General features: G+C 64.1%; 13 protein-coding genes. 2 read left to right on the forward strand and 11 right to left on the reverse strand.

What is annotated here, in order from left to right; all coding sequences use genetic code 11:
- The first annotated feature begins 38 nt into the window (after positions 1–38).
- Both folB and folK read left to right on the forward strand, forming a co-directional pair.
- The gene (gene folB / locus B2X67_RS03060; RefSeq protein ID WP_286784571.1) at positions 39–392 is read left to right on the forward strand and encodes a dihydroneopterin aldolase; all 354 of its coding nucleotides are present in this window, start codon (positions 39–41) and stop codon (positions 390–392) included.
- A complete protein-coding gene (gene folK / locus B2X67_RS03065; RefSeq protein ID WP_282344505.1) occupies positions 389–922 on the forward strand; it encodes a 2-amino-4-hydroxy-6-hydroxymethyldihydropteridine diphosphokinase in 534 nt (177 codons plus the stop codon). Before folB ends, folK begins: the two co-directional genes overlap by 4 nt.
- A 3-nt stretch (positions 923–925) precedes the next feature.
- On the opposite strand, the gene B2X67_RS03070 is transcribed toward folK, so the two are convergent.
- From B2X67_RS03070 to B2X67_RS03120, 11 genes are all read right to left on the reverse strand, one after another.
- Positions 926–2,152 carry a multifunctional CCA addition/repair protein gene (locus tag B2X67_RS03070; protein WP_286784572.1) on the reverse strand — a complete coding sequence of 409 codons (1,227 nt, stop codon included), beginning with the start codon at positions 2,150–2,152 and terminating at the stop codon, positions 926–928.
- Positions 2,153–2,255: 103 nt separating this feature from the next.
- Positions 2,256–3,821, reverse strand: a complete 1,566-nt coding sequence (locus B2X67_RS03075) for a SpoVR family protein (protein WP_286784573.1) — start codon at positions 3,819–3,821, stop codon at positions 2,256–2,258.
- The gene (locus B2X67_RS03080) at positions 3,821–5,089 is read right to left on the reverse strand and encodes a YeaH/YhbH family protein (RefSeq protein ID WP_286784574.1); all 1,269 of its coding nucleotides are present in this window, start codon (positions 5,087–5,089) and stop codon (positions 3,821–3,823) included. Before B2X67_RS03080 ends, B2X67_RS03075 begins: the two co-directional genes overlap by 1 nt.
- 84 nt (positions 5,090–5,173) lie before the next feature.
- Positions 5,174–7,096 (reverse strand): PrkA family serine protein kinase, encoded by a 1,923-nt coding sequence (locus B2X67_RS03085; RefSeq protein WP_273234167.1) that lies wholly within the window; start codon positions 7,094–7,096, stop codon positions 5,174–5,176.
- Positions 7,097–7,375: 279 nt separating this feature from the next.
- Complete coding sequence (glpE, locus tag B2X67_RS03090) at positions 7,376–7,705, reverse strand: thiosulfate sulfurtransferase GlpE (RefSeq protein ID WP_090225076.1); 330 nt, start codon at positions 7,703–7,705, stop codon at positions 7,376–7,378.
- Between the two features lie 17 nt (positions 7,706–7,722).
- Positions 7,723–8,535 (reverse strand): symmetrical bis(5'-nucleosyl)-tetraphosphatase, encoded by an 813-nt coding sequence (locus B2X67_RS03095; protein ID WP_286784575.1) that lies wholly within the window; start codon positions 8,533–8,535, stop codon positions 7,723–7,725.
- Positions 8,535–8,915: a Co2+/Mg2+ efflux protein ApaG gene (gene apaG / locus B2X67_RS03100; RefSeq protein WP_273234171.1), complete on the reverse strand. Its 381-nt coding sequence runs from the start codon at positions 8,913–8,915 to the stop codon at positions 8,535–8,537. The genes B2X67_RS03095 and apaG overlap by 1 nt, the downstream gene beginning before the upstream one ends.
- A 39-nt stretch (positions 8,916–8,954) precedes the next feature.
- Positions 8,955–9,758, reverse strand: coding sequence for a 16S rRNA (adenine(1518)-N(6)/adenine(1519)-N(6))-dimethyltransferase RsmA (gene rsmA / locus B2X67_RS03105; protein WP_286784576.1), 804 nt, complete (start codon positions 9,756–9,758; stop codon positions 8,955–8,957).
- 130 nt (positions 9,759–9,888) lie between these two features.
- The gene (gene pdxA / locus B2X67_RS03110; RefSeq protein WP_286784577.1) at positions 9,889–10,890 is read right to left on the reverse strand and encodes a 4-hydroxythreonine-4-phosphate dehydrogenase PdxA; all 1,002 of its coding nucleotides are present in this window, start codon (positions 10,888–10,890) and stop codon (positions 9,889–9,891) included.
- A 102-nt stretch (positions 10,891–10,992) separates the two neighbouring features.
- Positions 10,993–12,285 carry a peptidylprolyl isomerase gene (locus B2X67_RS03115; protein WP_286784602.1) on the reverse strand — a complete coding sequence of 431 codons (1,293 nt, stop codon included), beginning with the start codon at positions 12,283–12,285 and terminating at the stop codon, positions 10,993–10,995.
- Positions 12,266–15,058, reverse strand: a complete 2,793-nt coding sequence (locus B2X67_RS03120) for an LPS-assembly protein LptD (RefSeq protein WP_286784578.1) — start codon at positions 15,056–15,058, stop codon at positions 12,266–12,268. The genes B2X67_RS03115 and B2X67_RS03120 overlap by 20 nt, the downstream gene beginning before the upstream one ends.
- Positions 15,059–15,132: the final 74 nt, after the last annotated feature.

Raw genomic sequence — 15,132 nt, forward strand, 5'->3', positions numbered from 1 at the left:
GCGGGGCGCAGGCCCCTTGTCGTGCCGCGGAGAGCGAAGTGGACAGAGTGTTTATCGACGGGCTGAAAGTCGACACCGTGATCGGTGCCTACGACTGGGAGCGGGAAATCCGCCAGTGCCTGAGGCTCGATCTGGTGTTCGCCTGGGACAACCGGGCGCCCGCCGAGCAGGACGACCTGAGCAAGGCGCTGGACTATGCCACGGTTTCCGAGCGGATCGCCGCCTTCGCCGCCGAGGCGCGCTATGAACTGGTGGAAACCTTCGCCGAGCGGCTCGCCGCCTGCCTGATGGACGAGTTCGGCATGCCCGGCCTCTGGCTCAAGGTGACCAAGCCTGGCGCGGTGCCCAGCGCGCGCGGGGTCGGTGTGGAAATCCGTCGGGGTAGCCTGTGACGCCGATCCTGCTGGGCCTTGGCAGCAACACCGAGCGCACCGCGCACCTCAGCGCCGGACTGGAGGCGCTGGACGGCTTCCTGCAGAACATCGCCTGTTCGCCGGTGTTCGAGAGCCTGCCGGTGGGCATCAAGAGCGGACCGTTCTACAACCTGGTGGTGTCGGCGCAGACCGATCTTCCGCTCGGCGAGCTGGATCGCCGGCTCAAATTCATCGAGGCCGACAACGGTCGCTATGCGCCGGATCGGCGCGGCTTGCCCTTGGACATCGACGTGCTGACCTACGGCCAGATGACCGGCAACTTCGACGGACTGATCCTGCCGCGCGGGGAAATCCTGAAGAACGCCTTCGTGCTCTGGCCGCTCGCGCTGCTCGTGCCGGAGGGCCTGCATCCCGGCAGCGGGATCAGCTTCGCCGCGCTCTGGCGCGACGCGCAGATCGAACAGACCTTGTGGCCGGTGGCCTTCGAGTGGCGCGGCGTCGCGCTGACTCCCGCGAGCCTGATCGAGCGCCATCCGCGCCCGGTCTGAACGCTACTCGCGGTTCTGCTTGTAAGCCTTCAGCGCCGCCAGCCGCTCACGGTTCAGCGCCTCGCCTAGATGTGCGCCCTGGAAACCCTTCTCCAGCAAGGGCCGCACCGCCACCGCCCGCGCCGCGTCGGCCGCGCCGCGCAGGTAGTCGGCCTGCGGATAGTCGCGTTGTTCGAGGCCCAGGCGCCCGCGGGCATCCATCTCGCTGGCCGCGATGAACTCTTCGAAGCGCTGCGGGCGGCGGTAGATGTCGAAGTGCTGGAGCAGCTCGAACAGCGTTGAGGGGCGCAGCTCCAGGGCCCGGTGGGCATGGGTGTGGTATTCGCCCACCAGCAGCGCCAGCTCGGCGCATTCGCGCGGCACCTTGCAGCGCTCGTTCACCGCAGCGATCGGCTTACGGCCCTTGTGTTCATGGGCGATGTGCTTCGGCCATTCCTCCGGCGGGGTGAGGCCCTTGCCCAGATCGTGCAGCAGGCAGGCCCAGCGCACGGTGAGCGGCTGGTCGTGTTCGGCACACTGGCGCAACACGGCCAGTACGTGGGCGCCGGTATCGACTTCGGGATGGTGCTGCGGCGGCTGCGGCACGCCGAACAATGCGTCGACTTCCGGCAGCAATTCGGCGAGCGCGCCGCAATCGCGTAGCACCTGCACGAAGACATCCGGACGCGGCTCCATCAGCGCCCGGGAGATTTCCTTCCAGCTGCGCTCGGGCGTCAGCGCCTGCAACTCGCCGGACGCGGCGAGCTGCCGCATCAGCGCCCGGGTTTCCTCGGCGACGCGAAAGCCAAGCGGGGCATAGCGCGCGGCGAAGCGGGCGACGCGCAGCACGCGCAGCGGGTCTTCGGCGAAGGCGGGGGAGACGTGCCGCAGCAGCCTGGCCTGCAGGTCCTGTTGGCCGTGGTAGGGGTCGATCAGCTGGCCGTGCTCGTCCTCGGCCATCGCGTTGATGGTCAGGTCGCGACGGATCAGGTCTTCCTCCAGGGTGACCTGCGGGTCGGCGAAGAAGGTGAAGCCGCCATAACCCCGGCCGCTCTTGCGTTCGGTGCGTGCGAGGGCGTACTCCTCGCCGGTCTCTGGATGCAGGAACACCGGAAAGTCGGCGCCGACCGGGCGAAAACCCAGCGCCTGCATCTCCTCCGCCGTCGAACCCACCACCACCCAGTCGACCTCGGTGACCGGTCGCCCGAGCAATCGGTCACGCACGGCCCCACCCACCTTGTAAATCTGCATGTTCACCTCCGAGCCGCGGAGGATAACGGTTGGCGGCCGGCGACACACCTGCGTCGCGTTACGCGAGAGACGGCCGGGGCGATCGCGCGCCCTGGCCGGAGGGTCAGATCGGCGGCAGGGCCAGGTCGAGTCGCGGGTAGCCGCCGTCGTTGTCGTGCTCGCCCTTCGCCGGAACGTGATGGGTGTGCATGACCTTGTCGCCCTGCACGGTTTCCAGGTGCACGTCGAAGCCCCACAGCCGATGCAGGTGCTTGAGCACCTCTTCGGTGGACTCGCCCAGCGGTTTGCGGTCGTGCTGGGTGTGGCGCAGGGTCAGCGAACGGTCGCCACGACGGTCGACGTTCCAGATCTGCACGTTGGGTTCGCGGTTGCCGAGGTTGTACTGCGCGGCGAGCAGTTCGCGGATGGTCCGGTAGCCGCTCTCGTCGTGGATCGCCGGCACCAGCAGCTCGTCCTTCTGGTCGTCGTCGAGGACACCGAACAGCTTGAGGTCGCGGATCACCTTGGGCGAGAGGAACTGCAGGATGAAGCTCTCGTCCTTGAAGCTGCTCATGGCGAATTTCACCGTGGTCAGCCAGTCGCTGCCGGCGATCTCGGGGAACCAGCGGCGATCCTCGTCGGTGGGGTTCTCGCACATGCGGCGGATATCGGTGTACATGGCGAAACCCAGCGTGTACGGGTTGATCCCGCTGTAATAAGGGCTGTCGAAGCCGGGCTGGAAGATCACGCTGGTGTGGGACTGCAGGAACTCCATCATGAAGCCGTCGCTGACCAGGCCCTCGTCGTAGAGGTCGTTCATCAGCGTGTAGTGCCAGAAGGTCGCCCAGCCTTCGTTCATCACCTGGGTTTGCCGCTGCGGATAGAAGTACTGCGCGATCTTGCGCACGATGCGCACCACTTCGCGCTGCCAGGGCTCCAGCAGCGGCGCGTGCTTCTCGATGAAATAGAGGATGTTCTCCTGCGGTTCGGGCGGAAACCGCTTGCTATCGTGGCCATCTTCCTTGCCGGCGCCTTTGGGGATGGTCCGCCAGAGGTCGTTGATCTGCTTCTGCAGGTGTTCCTCGCGGTCCTTCTGCCGGCGCCGCTCTTCTTCGGCGGAGATCGGGTAGGGGCGCTTGTAGCGGTCGACGCCGTAATTCATCAGCGCGTGGCAGGAGTCCAGCAGGTCCTCCACGGCGTCGATACCGTGGCGCTCCTCGCACTGCATGATGTACTGCTTGGCGAACACCAGGTAATCGATGATCGAGCTGGCATCGGTCCAAGTGCGGAACAGGTAGTTGCCCTTGAAGAAACTGTTGTGCCCGTAGCAGGCGTGGGCGATTACCAGCGCCTGCATGCAGATGGTGTTTTCTTCCATCAGGTAGGCGATGCATGGGTCGGAGTTGATCACGATCTCATAGGCCAGACCCATCTGCCCGCGCGTGTAGGATTTCTCGGTGCTGAGGAAGTGCTTGCCGTAGGACCAGTGGTGATAGCCGAGCGGCATGCCGACCGACGCATAGGCGTCCATCATCTGCTCGGCGGTAATCACTTCGATCTGGTTCGGGTAGGTGTCCAGCGCGTAGCGCTCGGCGATCCGGCCGATCTCGCGGTCGTAGGTGCGGATCAGGTCGAAGGTCCATTCCGAGCCGGTGGAAAGGGGCTGGGCCCTGCGTTCACGTGCGCTCATCAGGCGAGCCTCCGTTGGAACAACTCGCGGAATACCGGGTAGATATCGCCGGCCGAAACCAGTTGCTGCTGGGCGAAGCTGTCGTCGAAGGCCTCGCGCACGGCCTCGTACTCGTACCACAGTGCCTGGTGTTCGCGCGGGGTGATCTCGACATAGGTGAAGTACTGTACGAAGGGCATGATCTGCTTGATCAGGATGTCACGGCAGATCGGCGAGTCGTCGTTCCAGTTGTCGCCGTCCGAAGCCTGGGCGCCGTAGATGTTCCATTCGTTGACCGGATAGCGCTCCGCCATGATTTCCTGCATCAGCTTCAGTGCGGAGGAAACGATGGTCCCGCCGGTTTCACGCGAGTAGAAGAACTCTTCCTCATCCACTTCGCGGGCACTGGTGTGGTGACGGATGAACACGACTTCGATCTTGTCGTAGCTGCGCTTGAGGAACAGGTAAAGCAGGATGAAAAAGCGCTTGGCGACGTCCTTGGTCGCCTGCGTCATCGAGCCGGAGACGTCCATCAGGCAGAACATCACGGCCTTGGAGCTAGGATTGGGTCGCTTGGTCAGCAGGTTGTACTTCAGGTCGAAAGTGTCGAGGAACGGTACGCGGGCGATGCGGCCTCGCAGCCTGGCGATCAGCGCCTCGATTTCCTGGATGTCGCTGAAATTGTCCGGCTCCTCGAGCCTGAGCCGCTCCAGTTCGGTCTCCGCGGCGCGCAGCTTGGCGCGACTGCTGCCGGACAATGCGATGCGCCGCGCGTGGGCCGAACGCAGGGTACGGATGATGTTGATGCGAGACGGGTTGCCCTCGCTACTGATCCCGGCGCGGACGGTCTTGAAGGTATCGCTGCCCTCCAGGTGGCGCTTCACCAGGTTCGGCAGTTCCAGGTCCTCGAACATGAACTCGAGGAATTCCTCCTGGGTGATCTGAAAAACGAACTCATCCATGCCTTCGCCGGAGTTGCTCGCCTTGCCCTGGCCGCCACCGCCGCCGCCGCCCTGGGGGCGCGGGATGCGTTCGCCTGCAGTGAACTCCTTGTTGCCCGGATGGACGATGGACTGCTTGCCGCCGCGCCCGTGGTGCAACACGGGCTCATCGATATCGCGGCCAGGAATGCTGATGTTTTCGCCATGCTCCATGTCGGTGATGGAGCGGCGGCCGACGGCCTCCTCGACCGCCTTCTTGATGTGATCACGGTAGCGCCGGAGGAATCGCTGGCGGTTCACCGTGCTCTTGTTCTTACCGTTCAGGCGTCGGTCGATCACGTAACTCATAGGCCCCTCCGAGGAGCAAGCTCCGGCTTCGCGCCCACGGGCGATGCCCGGGGCGCGTAGCCAGTGCTTATGGCTTGAGGCAGGTTACTGCGATTTGCGCACCCGCAGATACCACTCGGAGAGCAGGCGCACCTGCTTCTCGGTGTAACCGCGCTCGACCATGCGTCTTACGAAATCGCTATGTTTCTGCTGATCTTCCTTGCTTGCCTTGGCGTTGAAGCTGATGACGGGCAGCAGGTCCTCGGTGTTGGAGAACATTTTCTTCTCGATCACCACCCGCAGTTTCTCGTAGCTGAGCCAGGTCGGGTTCTTGCCGTTGTTGTTGGCGCGGGCGCGCAACACGAAATTGACGATCTCGTTGCGGAAGTCCTTCGGGTTGCTGATGCCGGCGGGCTTCTCGATCTTCTCCAGTTCCTCGTTGAGCGCCACGCGATTGAGGATCTCGCCGGTTTCCGGGTCGCGGTATTCCTGATCCTGGATCCAGAAGTCTGCGTACAGCACGTAGCGGTCGAAGATGTTCTGCCCGTACTCGCTGTAGGATTCGAGGTAGGCGGTCTGGATTTCCTTGCCGATGAACTCGATGTAGCGCGGCGCCATGTACTCCTTGAGGTAGCGCAGGTAACGCTCGCGCACCTCGGCGGGGAATTGTTCCTGCTCGATCTGCTGCTCGAGGACGTAGAGCAGATGCACCGGGTTGGCCGCCACTTCGTTGGGATCGAAGTTGAACACCTTGGAAAGAATCTTGAAGGCGAAGCGCGTGGACAGGCCGGTCATGCCCTCGTCGACGCCCGCGCTGTCGCGGTACTCCTGAATCGACTTGGCCTTGGGATCGGTGTCCTTGAGGTTTTCCCCGTCGTAGACCCGCATCTTCGAATAGATGTTGGAGTTTTCCGGCTCCTTCAGGCGCGACAGGGTGGAGAACTGCGCCAGCATCTTGAGCGTGTCTGGCGCGCAATGGGCCTTGGACAGCGAGCTGTTGATCAGCAGTTTGTCGTAGATCTTGATTTCGTCGGACACGCGCAGGCAGTACGGCACCTTGACGATGTAGATGCGGTCGATGAACGCCTCGTTGTTCTTGTTGTTGCGGAAGGTGTGCCACTCGGATTCGTTGGAGTGTGCCAGCAGGATGCCGTTGAACGGGATCGCGCCGAGGCCCTCGGTGCTGTTGTAGTTGCCTTCCTGGGTGGCGGTCAGCAGCGGGTGCAGCACCTTGATCGGCGCCTTGAACATCTCGACGAATTCCATCAGGCCCTGGTTCGCCCGGCACAGGGCGCCCGAGTAGCTGTAGGCGTCGGCGTCGTTCTGCGGGAATTCCTCCAGCTTGCGGATATCCACCTTGCCCACCAGCGCGGAGATGTCCTGGTTGTTCTCATCGCCCGGCTCGGTCTTGGCCACAGCGATCTGGTTGAGAATCGAGGGGTAGAGCTTGACCACGCGGAACTGGCTGATGTCACCGCCGAATTCCTGCAGGCGCTTGGTCGCCCAAGGGGACATGATGGTGGACAGGTAGCGGCGCTGGATGCCGTAGTCCTCTTCGAGGATGTCGCCATCCTCCGTGGCGTTGAACAGGCCGAGGGGCGACTCGAAGACCGGCGAGCCCTTGATCGCGTAGAACGGCACCTTCTCGATCAGTTGCTTGAGTTTCTCCGCCAGGGAGGATTTACCCCCGCCGACCGGGCCGAGGAGGTAGAGGATCTGTTTCTTCTCTTCCAGGCCCTGGGCCGCGTGACGGAAGTAGGAAACGATCTGTTCGATGCAGTCTTCCATGCCGTGGAAGTCGGCGAATGCCGGGTAGCGGCGAATGACCTTGTTGGAGAATATCCGCGACATCCGCGAGTCCACCGAAGTATCCAGCACCTCCGGTTCGCCGATGGCCATGAGCATCCGTTCCGCTGCGCTGGCGTAGGCGCTTTTGTCCTGCTTGCACAGGTCGAGGTATTCCTGGAGGGAAAGCTCCTCCTGGCGCGTGGATTCGAAGCGTTGTTGGAAGTGGCTGAATATACTCATTACATCACCTCGCTCGATGCTCGGAGCCGATGCGAGCTCGCTCTTGCGGGCGCTGGCAATCAGTCGACAAGTCGGCCGATCAATCCCCCAGTACACCTAAAAGGTCGCTCCCGCTCCGGTAGCCGGTGGGCCGGCTTTTCCCCTGATTTGGATGGCCTGCAGTGAAGGATAGTTCGATATCGCGATGATCAAGAACGCTGAAGCTTGTCCTCATATTGCGCTCCTTCCCCGCGCAGCGGAAGACCAGGCGGGACAAGGCATTGCGTCATTGCAAAAAAATTATTCAGCGTGCGCCTGGGAGGTTTGTTCGGGATAGGTGAGCCGCCAGAGCTCGAATCCGCCATCCAGACTGTACACCTCGGCGAAGCCCTGGTTGACCAGATAGGCGGCCGCGCCCTGGCTGGAGTTGCCGTGGTAACAGGTGACGATCAGGGGCTTATCGAGATCGGCCTGGGCGATGAAATCGGCCAGGGAGTAGTTGTCCAGATGCCGCGAGCCGCTGATGTGGCCGGCCGCGAAGCTCTGCGGATCGCGCACGTCGACCACCACCGCGCCCTGTTCGCGAAGCGTCTGTGCCTGTTGCGGGGGAATGCGTTTGAACTCGGTCATAGGAGGCTCGCTGACGGTTACTGACAATCGCAATGATGGCGCTGGCCGCTGCTCAGGTCGAGTAGCGTCAGACTGCCACCCCAGACGCAGCCGGTGTCCAGGGCGAACAGGCCCGGCTCGTCGCAGCGCCCTTCGAGCGCCGCCCAGTGGCCGAAGATCAGCTTCTGGCCGAGGGTCTTGCGCTCCGGGAAGCTGAACCAGGGTGCGAAGCCGGGCGGCGGGTTGTCGGCGCTTTCCTTGCTGTTCAGGTCCAGCGTACCGTCCGCGGTGCAGAAGCGCATGCGGGTGAAATAGTTGGTGATAGTGCGCAGCCGGGCGACGCCTTCGAGGCCGCTGTTCCACTTCGCCGGCTCGTTGCCATACATGCCGTCGAGGAACAGCGGCAGGAGCCGATCATCACGCATGACGTCCTCGACCTCGGCCGCGCGCTTGAGCGCCTTTTTCAGCGTCCATTGCGGCGGAATGCCGGCGTGGACCATGGCGAAGCCGAGCACTGGATCGTGGTGTAGGAGCTTTTGCCGGCGCAGCCAGTCGATCAGTTCCTGGCGATCGGGCGCATCGAGGATTTCGCGCAGGGTGTCCTGCTTCTTCAGCCGCTCGACGTTGTGCGCGACCGCCAGCAGGTGCAGGTCGTGGTTGCCTAGGACGATCACCAGCGCGTCGCGCATGGCGTACAGGTAACGCAGCGTCTCCAGCGATTGCGGACCGCGGTTGACCAGGTCGCCGGCCAGCCACAGGCGGTCCTTGAGCGGGTCGAAGGCAACCCGTTCGAGCAGGCATTTCAGCGGATCGAGGCAGCCTTGCAGGTCGCCGACGGCATACACCGCCATCAGTGCAGGGCTCCGGGCACCGCCAGGCGGAAGGGCGCGATCGGTGCATCGAAGCGGGTGCCGTCATCGGCCAGCATCTGATAGCTGCCGTGCATGTTGCCGACCCGCGTGGTCATCATGGTGCCGCTGCTGTAGGTGTGGCTCTGTCCGGGTTCCAGGCGCGGCTGCTGGCCGATGACTCCGGAGCCGCGCACTTCCTGCACATTGCCGTTGCCGTCGGTGATCACCCAGTGACGCGAGAGGAGCTTGGCCGGCAGCTCGCCGGCATTGCTTAGGGTGACGGTATAGGCGAAGGCGAAACGCTCCTGCTCCGGCTGGGACTGCTCGGGGAGGAAGCGCGAAATCACCGTGACGTCGATGTGGTAACGCGGATCGGGCATGCGGAAGAACTCGAAGGTGTCTCTGGCGAGTCTAGGGTGTTAGGCGGTGCTTGTCTGCTCGCAGAGCTTGTCGGCGAGGCGAACGAAGGCGGCGAGGTCGAGCTGCTCCGGGCGCAGGCTGCCATCCACGCCGGCGGCTTCGATCGCCTGGGCATCGAGCAGGCCCTTGAGCGTGTTGCGCAGGGTCTTGCGGCGCTGGTTGAAGGCGTCGCGGACCACGCGCTCGAGCTGGCGATGATCCCTGGCCGGGAACGGCAGGACGTCGTGCGGCACCAGGCGAACGATGGCGGAGTCGACCTTGGGTGGCGGGTTGAAGGCTCCTGGGCCGACGTTGAACAGGTGCTCCACGCGGCAGTGGTACTGCACCATGATCGACAGCCGGCCCCAATCGCCGCCGCCGGGGCCGGCGGCGAGGCGCTCGACGACCTCCTTCTGCAGCATGAAGTGCATGTCGCGGATCAGCCCGGCGTGATCGAGCAGGTGGAAGATCAGCGGGGTCGAGATGTTGTAGGGCAGGTTGCCGACCACGCGCAGGCTGTGCGGCTGATCGCTCAGACGGGCGAAGTCGAACTTCAGCGCGTCGCCCTGGTGCAGGCTGAAGTTCGGCAGGCTGCCGAAGCGCTCGCGCAGGATCGGGATCAGGTCGAGGTCCAGCTCGACCACGTCGAGCTGCGCGCCGCTGCCGAGCAGGCCTTCGGTGAGGGCGCCGTGGCCGGGGCCGATCTCCACCAGGCGTTCGCCTTCGCGGGGATGAATGCCGCGCAGGATGCGGTGGATTACCCCGGCATCGTGCAGGAAGTTCTGGCCGAAGCGTTTGCGGGCGCGGTGTTGGTACTCGGACATTGCGAAAAGGCTCCAGGCTTCGGCTGCAGGCGACAGGCCAGAGCGGAAGCGAAACGACAAAGGTGCGCAGTTTAGCAGCATTGCCCCGGGCGCCGATTCGCCGGGGCGCAGCCCGCCGGAAACGGCCTGCTCAGCGCCCCGCGGCGCGGGCTTCAGTCATCTGGTAGGCGGTTTCCAGCGCGACCGCCAGGCTGCCGCTGTCGATCCGGCCGCTGCCGGCGAGGTCCAGCGCGGTGCCGTGGTCGACCGAGGTGCGGATGATCGGCAGGCCCAGGGTGACGTTCACGGCCGCGCCGAAGCCCTTGTACTTGAGCACCGGCAGGCCCTGGTCGTGGTACATGGCGAGTACCGCGTCGCACCGCTCGAGGTGCTTGGGCGTGAACAGCGTGTCGGCGGGCAGCGGGCCGATCAGGTCGATCCCTTCCGAGCGCAGCTGCTCCAGGGTCGGTTCGATCACCTCGATTTCCTCGCGCCCGAGATGACCGCCTTCGCCGGCATGGGGATTGAGGCCGCACACGAGGATGCGCGGCCGGACGATGCCGAACTTGTCGCGCAGGTCGGCATGCAGGATGCGCGTGACGCGCGTCAGGCGCTCGGCGGTGATTGCATCGGCGACCTCCCTGAGCGGCAGGTGAGTGGTCACCAGCGCTACCCGCAGGCCGCGCGTGGCCAGCAGCATCACCACCTGCTTGGTGCCGGTAAGGTCGGCGAGAAACTCGGTGTGCCCGGAGAATGCGATGCCGGCATCGTTGATCACGCCCTTGTGCACCGGCGCGGTGATCATCCCGGCGAAGTCGCCCGCCAGGCAGCCCTGGCCGGCGCGGGTCAGGGTTTCCAGCACGTAGGCCGCATTCGCGGCGTCGAGCTGGCCCGCACTCACCGGGGCGCACAGCGGCGTATCCCAGACGTAGAGGCTGCCGGCCGGCGCGGCTTTTTTCGGCCATTGGCCAGGCCCGACGGGGATCAGCTCGACGTTCAGCGCCCGCTGGAGCGCACGCTCGCCAAGCAGCGCCAGGCTGGCGATGGCCACCAACGGATGTGGCTGCGCCTGCCCGGCCAGCAGCAGGCAGAGGTCCGGGCCGATGCCGGCGGGTTCGCCCGGGGTAAGCGCAAAAACGGGTTGAGCGGTCATTGGAGGACTCTCCGGTGGCAGGGGCACTACTGTAAACCCGAGGGACGCGAAAACGAAAAAGCCCGGCGGCTGCCGGGCTTTCTCAACGCTGCGGGTTGCCCCTCAGAGTTTGATTTCCACGTAAGCCTCGTCGCGGATCTGCCGCAGCCAGGCTTGCAGTTCCTCGTCGTACTTGCGGTTGCGCAACGCGTTCATCGCCTGTTGCTCGCGGAACTGCGCGCTGTTGTCGGTGGCGCGGCGTCCGAGGACTTCCAGCACGTGCCAGCCGTACGGGCTCTTGAACGGTTTCGACACCTGCCCGGCGGGCGTATCCATCATCACCTGACGGAATTCGGGAACCAGCGCGTTGGGGTCGACCCAGTTCAGGTCGCCGCCGTTGAGCGCTGAGCCCGGGTCCTCGGAGAAATTCTTCGCCAGCTCTGCAAAATCCTCGCCCGCGCGGATGCGCTCGTAGAGACGCTCGGCGAGGCGCTGGGTCTCGGCTTCGCTGCGGATTTCGCTGGGCTTGATCAGGATGTGGCGGACATGCACTTCGTCACGGACCTGGGTGTCGCCACCGCGCTTCTCGACCAGCTTGAGGATGATGAAACCGCCCGGCGTGCGCAGCGGTTCGGTGACTTCGCCCGGGTTCATCGCACCGATCATGGTGTCGAACGGCTGCGGCAGCTGGGCGGCCTTGCGCCAGCCCATGTCGCCACCTTCCAGCGCGTTCTCGCTGGCGGAATGGGCGATGGACAGCTGGGCGAAGTCGGCCCCCTTGAGCAGTTGCGCGTGCAGATCCTGGGCCTTGCGCTCGGCGGCCTGGATGGCGTCCGCCGACGCGGCGTCGGGAACCGGAATCAGGATGTTGGCCAGGTGGAACTCTTCGGACAGCTGCATCTTGCCCATGTCGGAGGCAAGGAAGTTCTGCACTTCCTGGTCGGTGACCTGGATGCGCTCAGCCACGCGACGTTGCCGCACGCGGCTGATGATCATCTCGCGACGGACCTGCTCGCGGGCGTCGTCGAACGACAGGCCATCCTGCTTCAGCGCGGCGCGGAACTGGTCGACGGTCATGCCATTACGCTGGGCGATGGTGGTGATCGCGTCGTTCAGTTCGTCGTCGCCGATGCGGATGCCCGAGCGTTCGCCCATCTGCAGCTGCAGGTTCTCGATGATCAGCCGATCGAGCACCTGCGGGTCCAGCACGTTCTCGGGCGGTAGCTGGCCGCCCCGTTTGGTGATGGTCTGCTCGACTTCCCGTACGCGCTGGTCCAGCTGGCTCTTCATGATCACGTCGTTGTCGACGATGGCGACCACGCGGTCCAGCGATTGCACCTGGGCGTGTGCCAGGGTACCGACAAACACTGCGCCCAACAGCAGCGGGCGCAGACACTCAGAAAGCTTGGTCTTCACGTTCACGATAACCTTCGATGCCTTTGTCGAGGAAAGTCTCGACACCATTGCCAAGTACCCCACCGAGGCCCTTGAACACGATCTGGAGGAAGATGCCGCGGTCCGCTTCGTCGTTGCGGTCCGGGTTCAGGCTGGCTTCGTCGTAGTCGATCCAGTAGCGATTGACCAGACGCAGCTTCCAGCAGCAGCTGTCGTATTCGAAGCCGCCGAATGCCTCCAGCGTACGGTTGCGGTTGTAGTCGTACTGCCAGCGCGCGATGACACTCCACTGCGGGACGATCGGCCAGATGGTCGAGAAGTCATGCTGGCTGATCTTGTAGTAGTCCTTGATGTAGTTCGGGTTCGGCGAGCCATCTTGCAGAGTAGGAGTTCCGAAATCCTGCGAGTAGTCCCAGGTACCCGAGGCCTGGTCGAAGCGCACGGTGTCGGCGCGGTAGCGGTAGCCGGCGTTGATCACCTTGTTCGGGTTGTCTTCCGGCTGGTAGTGGAACATCGCGCTGCCGGAGCGGGTTTCACGCGAGTCCGGGTCCCAGTTGAAGTCCGAGGTCAGGCGCCAGTCGCGGTTGAAGCGATACATGTACTCCAGCGCGTAGGGCGATACCGAGGACTGCGATTCGTTGCGGTCGCGGTAGTCGATGCCCGGCATCTGTACCTTGCGATCCTCGAAGTAGATCGCCTGGCCGATGCTGAAACGCTGCCGCTCGAAACCGTTCGGCTCGATCCAGCGGTTGGTCACGCCGAGGGACAGCTGGTTGGCGTCGCCGATGCGGTCGCTGCCGGAAAAGCGGTTTTCGCGGAACAGCGAGGCATAGTTGAAGGTGCTTTCGCTGGTGTCGAACACCGGAATGTCGGTCTGGTCTTCCTCGGGTACGTAGAGGTAGAACAGGCGCGGTTCCAGAGTCTGGCGGTAGGAGTTGCCGAACAGCTGGGTGTTGCGGTCGAAGTACAGGCCGCTGTCGACGCTGTAGATCGGTACGCTGCGGCTAGGTGAGTCGTTGAAATTTGTTACGCCGTTGAAAGCTGGGTCCTGTCCCCTGGAGTCCAGATCAAGATCGTATCTGGTGTAGGCGTACTTGACCGACGGCTTGAGGTAACCGAAGGACCAGTTGAGCGGCAGGCTTACGCCCGGCTCGACGTGGAGGCGGTTGCCGTCGGCGCGCGCCAGTCCGGTCAGGTTGTTGTCGTACCAGGATTCGAGCTGGTTGTCGCGGTTGGTGAAGAAACCGCTACGCAGATCGCGGTCGAAACGGACGATTTCGGTGTTGTACGAGAAGTTCAGGCCCGCCGGCTGGAACGGCAGGGTGCCGTTCAGGGTGAGTTGCGGCAGACGCTCGTACGGGGTGATGTCGGTGACGGTCGCGCGCTCGTAGCCCTGCACGTTGAGGCGGGCGGTGTAGCTGTCGCCGCGCCAGGTCAGGGTGCCACGCTTGTCGAGGTAGTCGCCGGTGTTGATGCCCAGCTGGGTTTCCAGATCCTGGAAGTAGTAGGGATCGCTGATCTCGGTGTAATCGACTTCGCTCAGCAGGCGAGTATCCAGGCCGCCCTTGTGCTGCCAGCTGTACATCCAGCGGGTGTCTTCGTATTCCGACTGGTTCTTGCGCTGGTCCTCCTCGTCGTTGAGGAAGGAGGCGCCGACCTGGCCCTCGGTGCTCTTGGTCAGGTAGCGGACCTCGCCTTCCATCTGCAGACCGCGCTTGGTCATCAGGGTCGGATAGAGCGTGGCGTCGTAGTTCGGCGCCAGGTTGAAGTAGTACGGCGCGAGCAGCGAGAAACCGGTGTCGCTGGAATTGCTGATGCTCGGCTGGAGGAAGCCGGACTGGCGACGGTCGTCGATCGGGAACTGGATGTACGGCGTGTAGAACACCGGCAGGTCTTTCACCCGCAGGGTCACGTTGGTCGCCGTGCCGAAACCGGATGCCGGGTTCAGGGTGATGTTGTTGCCCTTCAGGTACCAGGTGTTCTCGCCCGGTTCGCAGCGGGTGTAGGTACCGTCCTTCAGGCGGATGATCGCGGTCTCTTCACGCTTGGCGTACTGCGCGCTGCCGCGGATGTGCGACTTGTGCAGCACGTACTCGGCGTTCTCGATCTTGGCTTCACCGTTGTCCAGTTGCAGCTCGGCGCGATCGCCGACCACCAGGGCACCGTTGTCGCGCAGGCGGACGTTGCCGACCAGCTCCCCCTTGTTTTCCAGCTGTCGCAGGTTGGCCTCGTCGGCCTCGACCTGCAGGTGGCTCTGGCGCAGCACGACGTCGCCGGCGAGGGTCGCGACCTGTTCGTTCTGCTCGTAGCGCGAGGCCTTGGCGGAAACGAACAGCGGCGCTTCGCTCAGCGGCGTCTTGTCATCCATGCCCGGGCGCAGCGGCTCGACATAGGCGCCGGCGCAGTAAGGACCGGCTTCGGCCAACTGGGCAGGCGTGAGCTTTTCACGCGGCACCCAGTCGATATGGCTGTAGTCCGCACTGCGCGCCGTCAGCACCTTGCCCTTGTTCTCCGTTACCAGGCGAGTGCTCGCGGGTTGCGCCGCAGCGGCCGTCGCGGGCTCGGCGGCCGTGGTGCCGACGGTGGAGCTGACCGCCGAGTTGCTGTGCACCGGGCGTGGAGGCAGGTTCGCCGGCTCGCTTTTGGGTGCGCAGGCCCAACTACCGGCGGAAGCCTGGCAATCGTATTGCTCGGCGGCGACAACGTATTGGGTAGCGACGGGCTGCAGGGCCAACAGGCTTGCGGACACCAACAGAGGAAACTTCTTGCGAAACGCGGGGGACTTTACTGCCATCTTATTAATCCAGGCTTCCTGCGCGCCATCGGCCGCGGGGGGCCGCACGCCTCTCGATGGGCTGAAAAAGATGC

This window comes from Pseudomonas sp. UBA3153 (assembly GCF_002364635.1).
Lineage (GTDB): Bacteria > Pseudomonadota > Gammaproteobacteria > Pseudomonadales > Pseudomonadaceae > Pseudomonas_O > Pseudomonas_O kuykendallii.

Excerpts from the sequence above, each read along its gene's own strand:
- B2X67_RS03120 (WP_286784578.1), bottom strand. The coding sequence starts at position 15,058 with ATGGCAGTAAAGTCCCCCGCGTTTCGCAAGAAGTTTCCTCTGTTGGTG.
- B2X67_RS03075 (WP_286784573.1), bottom strand. The coding sequence starts at position 3,821 with ATGAGCGCACGTGAACGCAGGGCCCAGCCCCTTTCCACCGGCTCGGAA.
- rsmA (WP_286784576.1), bottom strand. The coding sequence starts at position 9,758 with ATGTCCGAGTACCAACACCGCGCCCGCAAACGCTTCGGCCAGAACTTC.
- glpE (WP_090225076.1), bottom strand. The coding sequence starts at position 7,705 with ATGACCGAGTTCAAACGCATTCCCCCGCAACAGGCACAGACGCTTCGC.
- B2X67_RS03080 (WP_286784574.1), bottom strand. The coding sequence starts at position 5,089 with ATGAGTTACGTGATCGACCGACGCCTGAACGGTAAGAACAAGAGCACG.
- B2X67_RS03070 (WP_286784572.1), bottom strand. The coding sequence starts at position 2,152 with ATGCAGATTTACAAGGTGGGTGGGGCCGTGCGTGACCGATTGCTCGGG.
- pdxA (WP_286784577.1), bottom strand. The coding sequence starts at position 10,890 with ATGACCGCTCAACCCGTTTTTGCGCTTACCCCGGGCGAACCCGCCGGC.
- apaG (WP_273234171.1), bottom strand. The coding sequence starts at position 8,915 with ATGCCCGATCCGCGTTACCACATCGACGTCACGGTGATTTCGCGCTTC.
- B2X67_RS03085 (WP_273234167.1), bottom strand. The coding sequence starts at position 7,096 with ATGAGTATATTCAGCCACTTCCAACAACGCTTCGAATCCACGCGCCAG.
- B2X67_RS03095 (WP_286784575.1), bottom strand. The coding sequence starts at position 8,535 with ATGGCGGTGTATGCCGTCGGCGACCTGCAAGGCTGCCTCGATCCGCTG.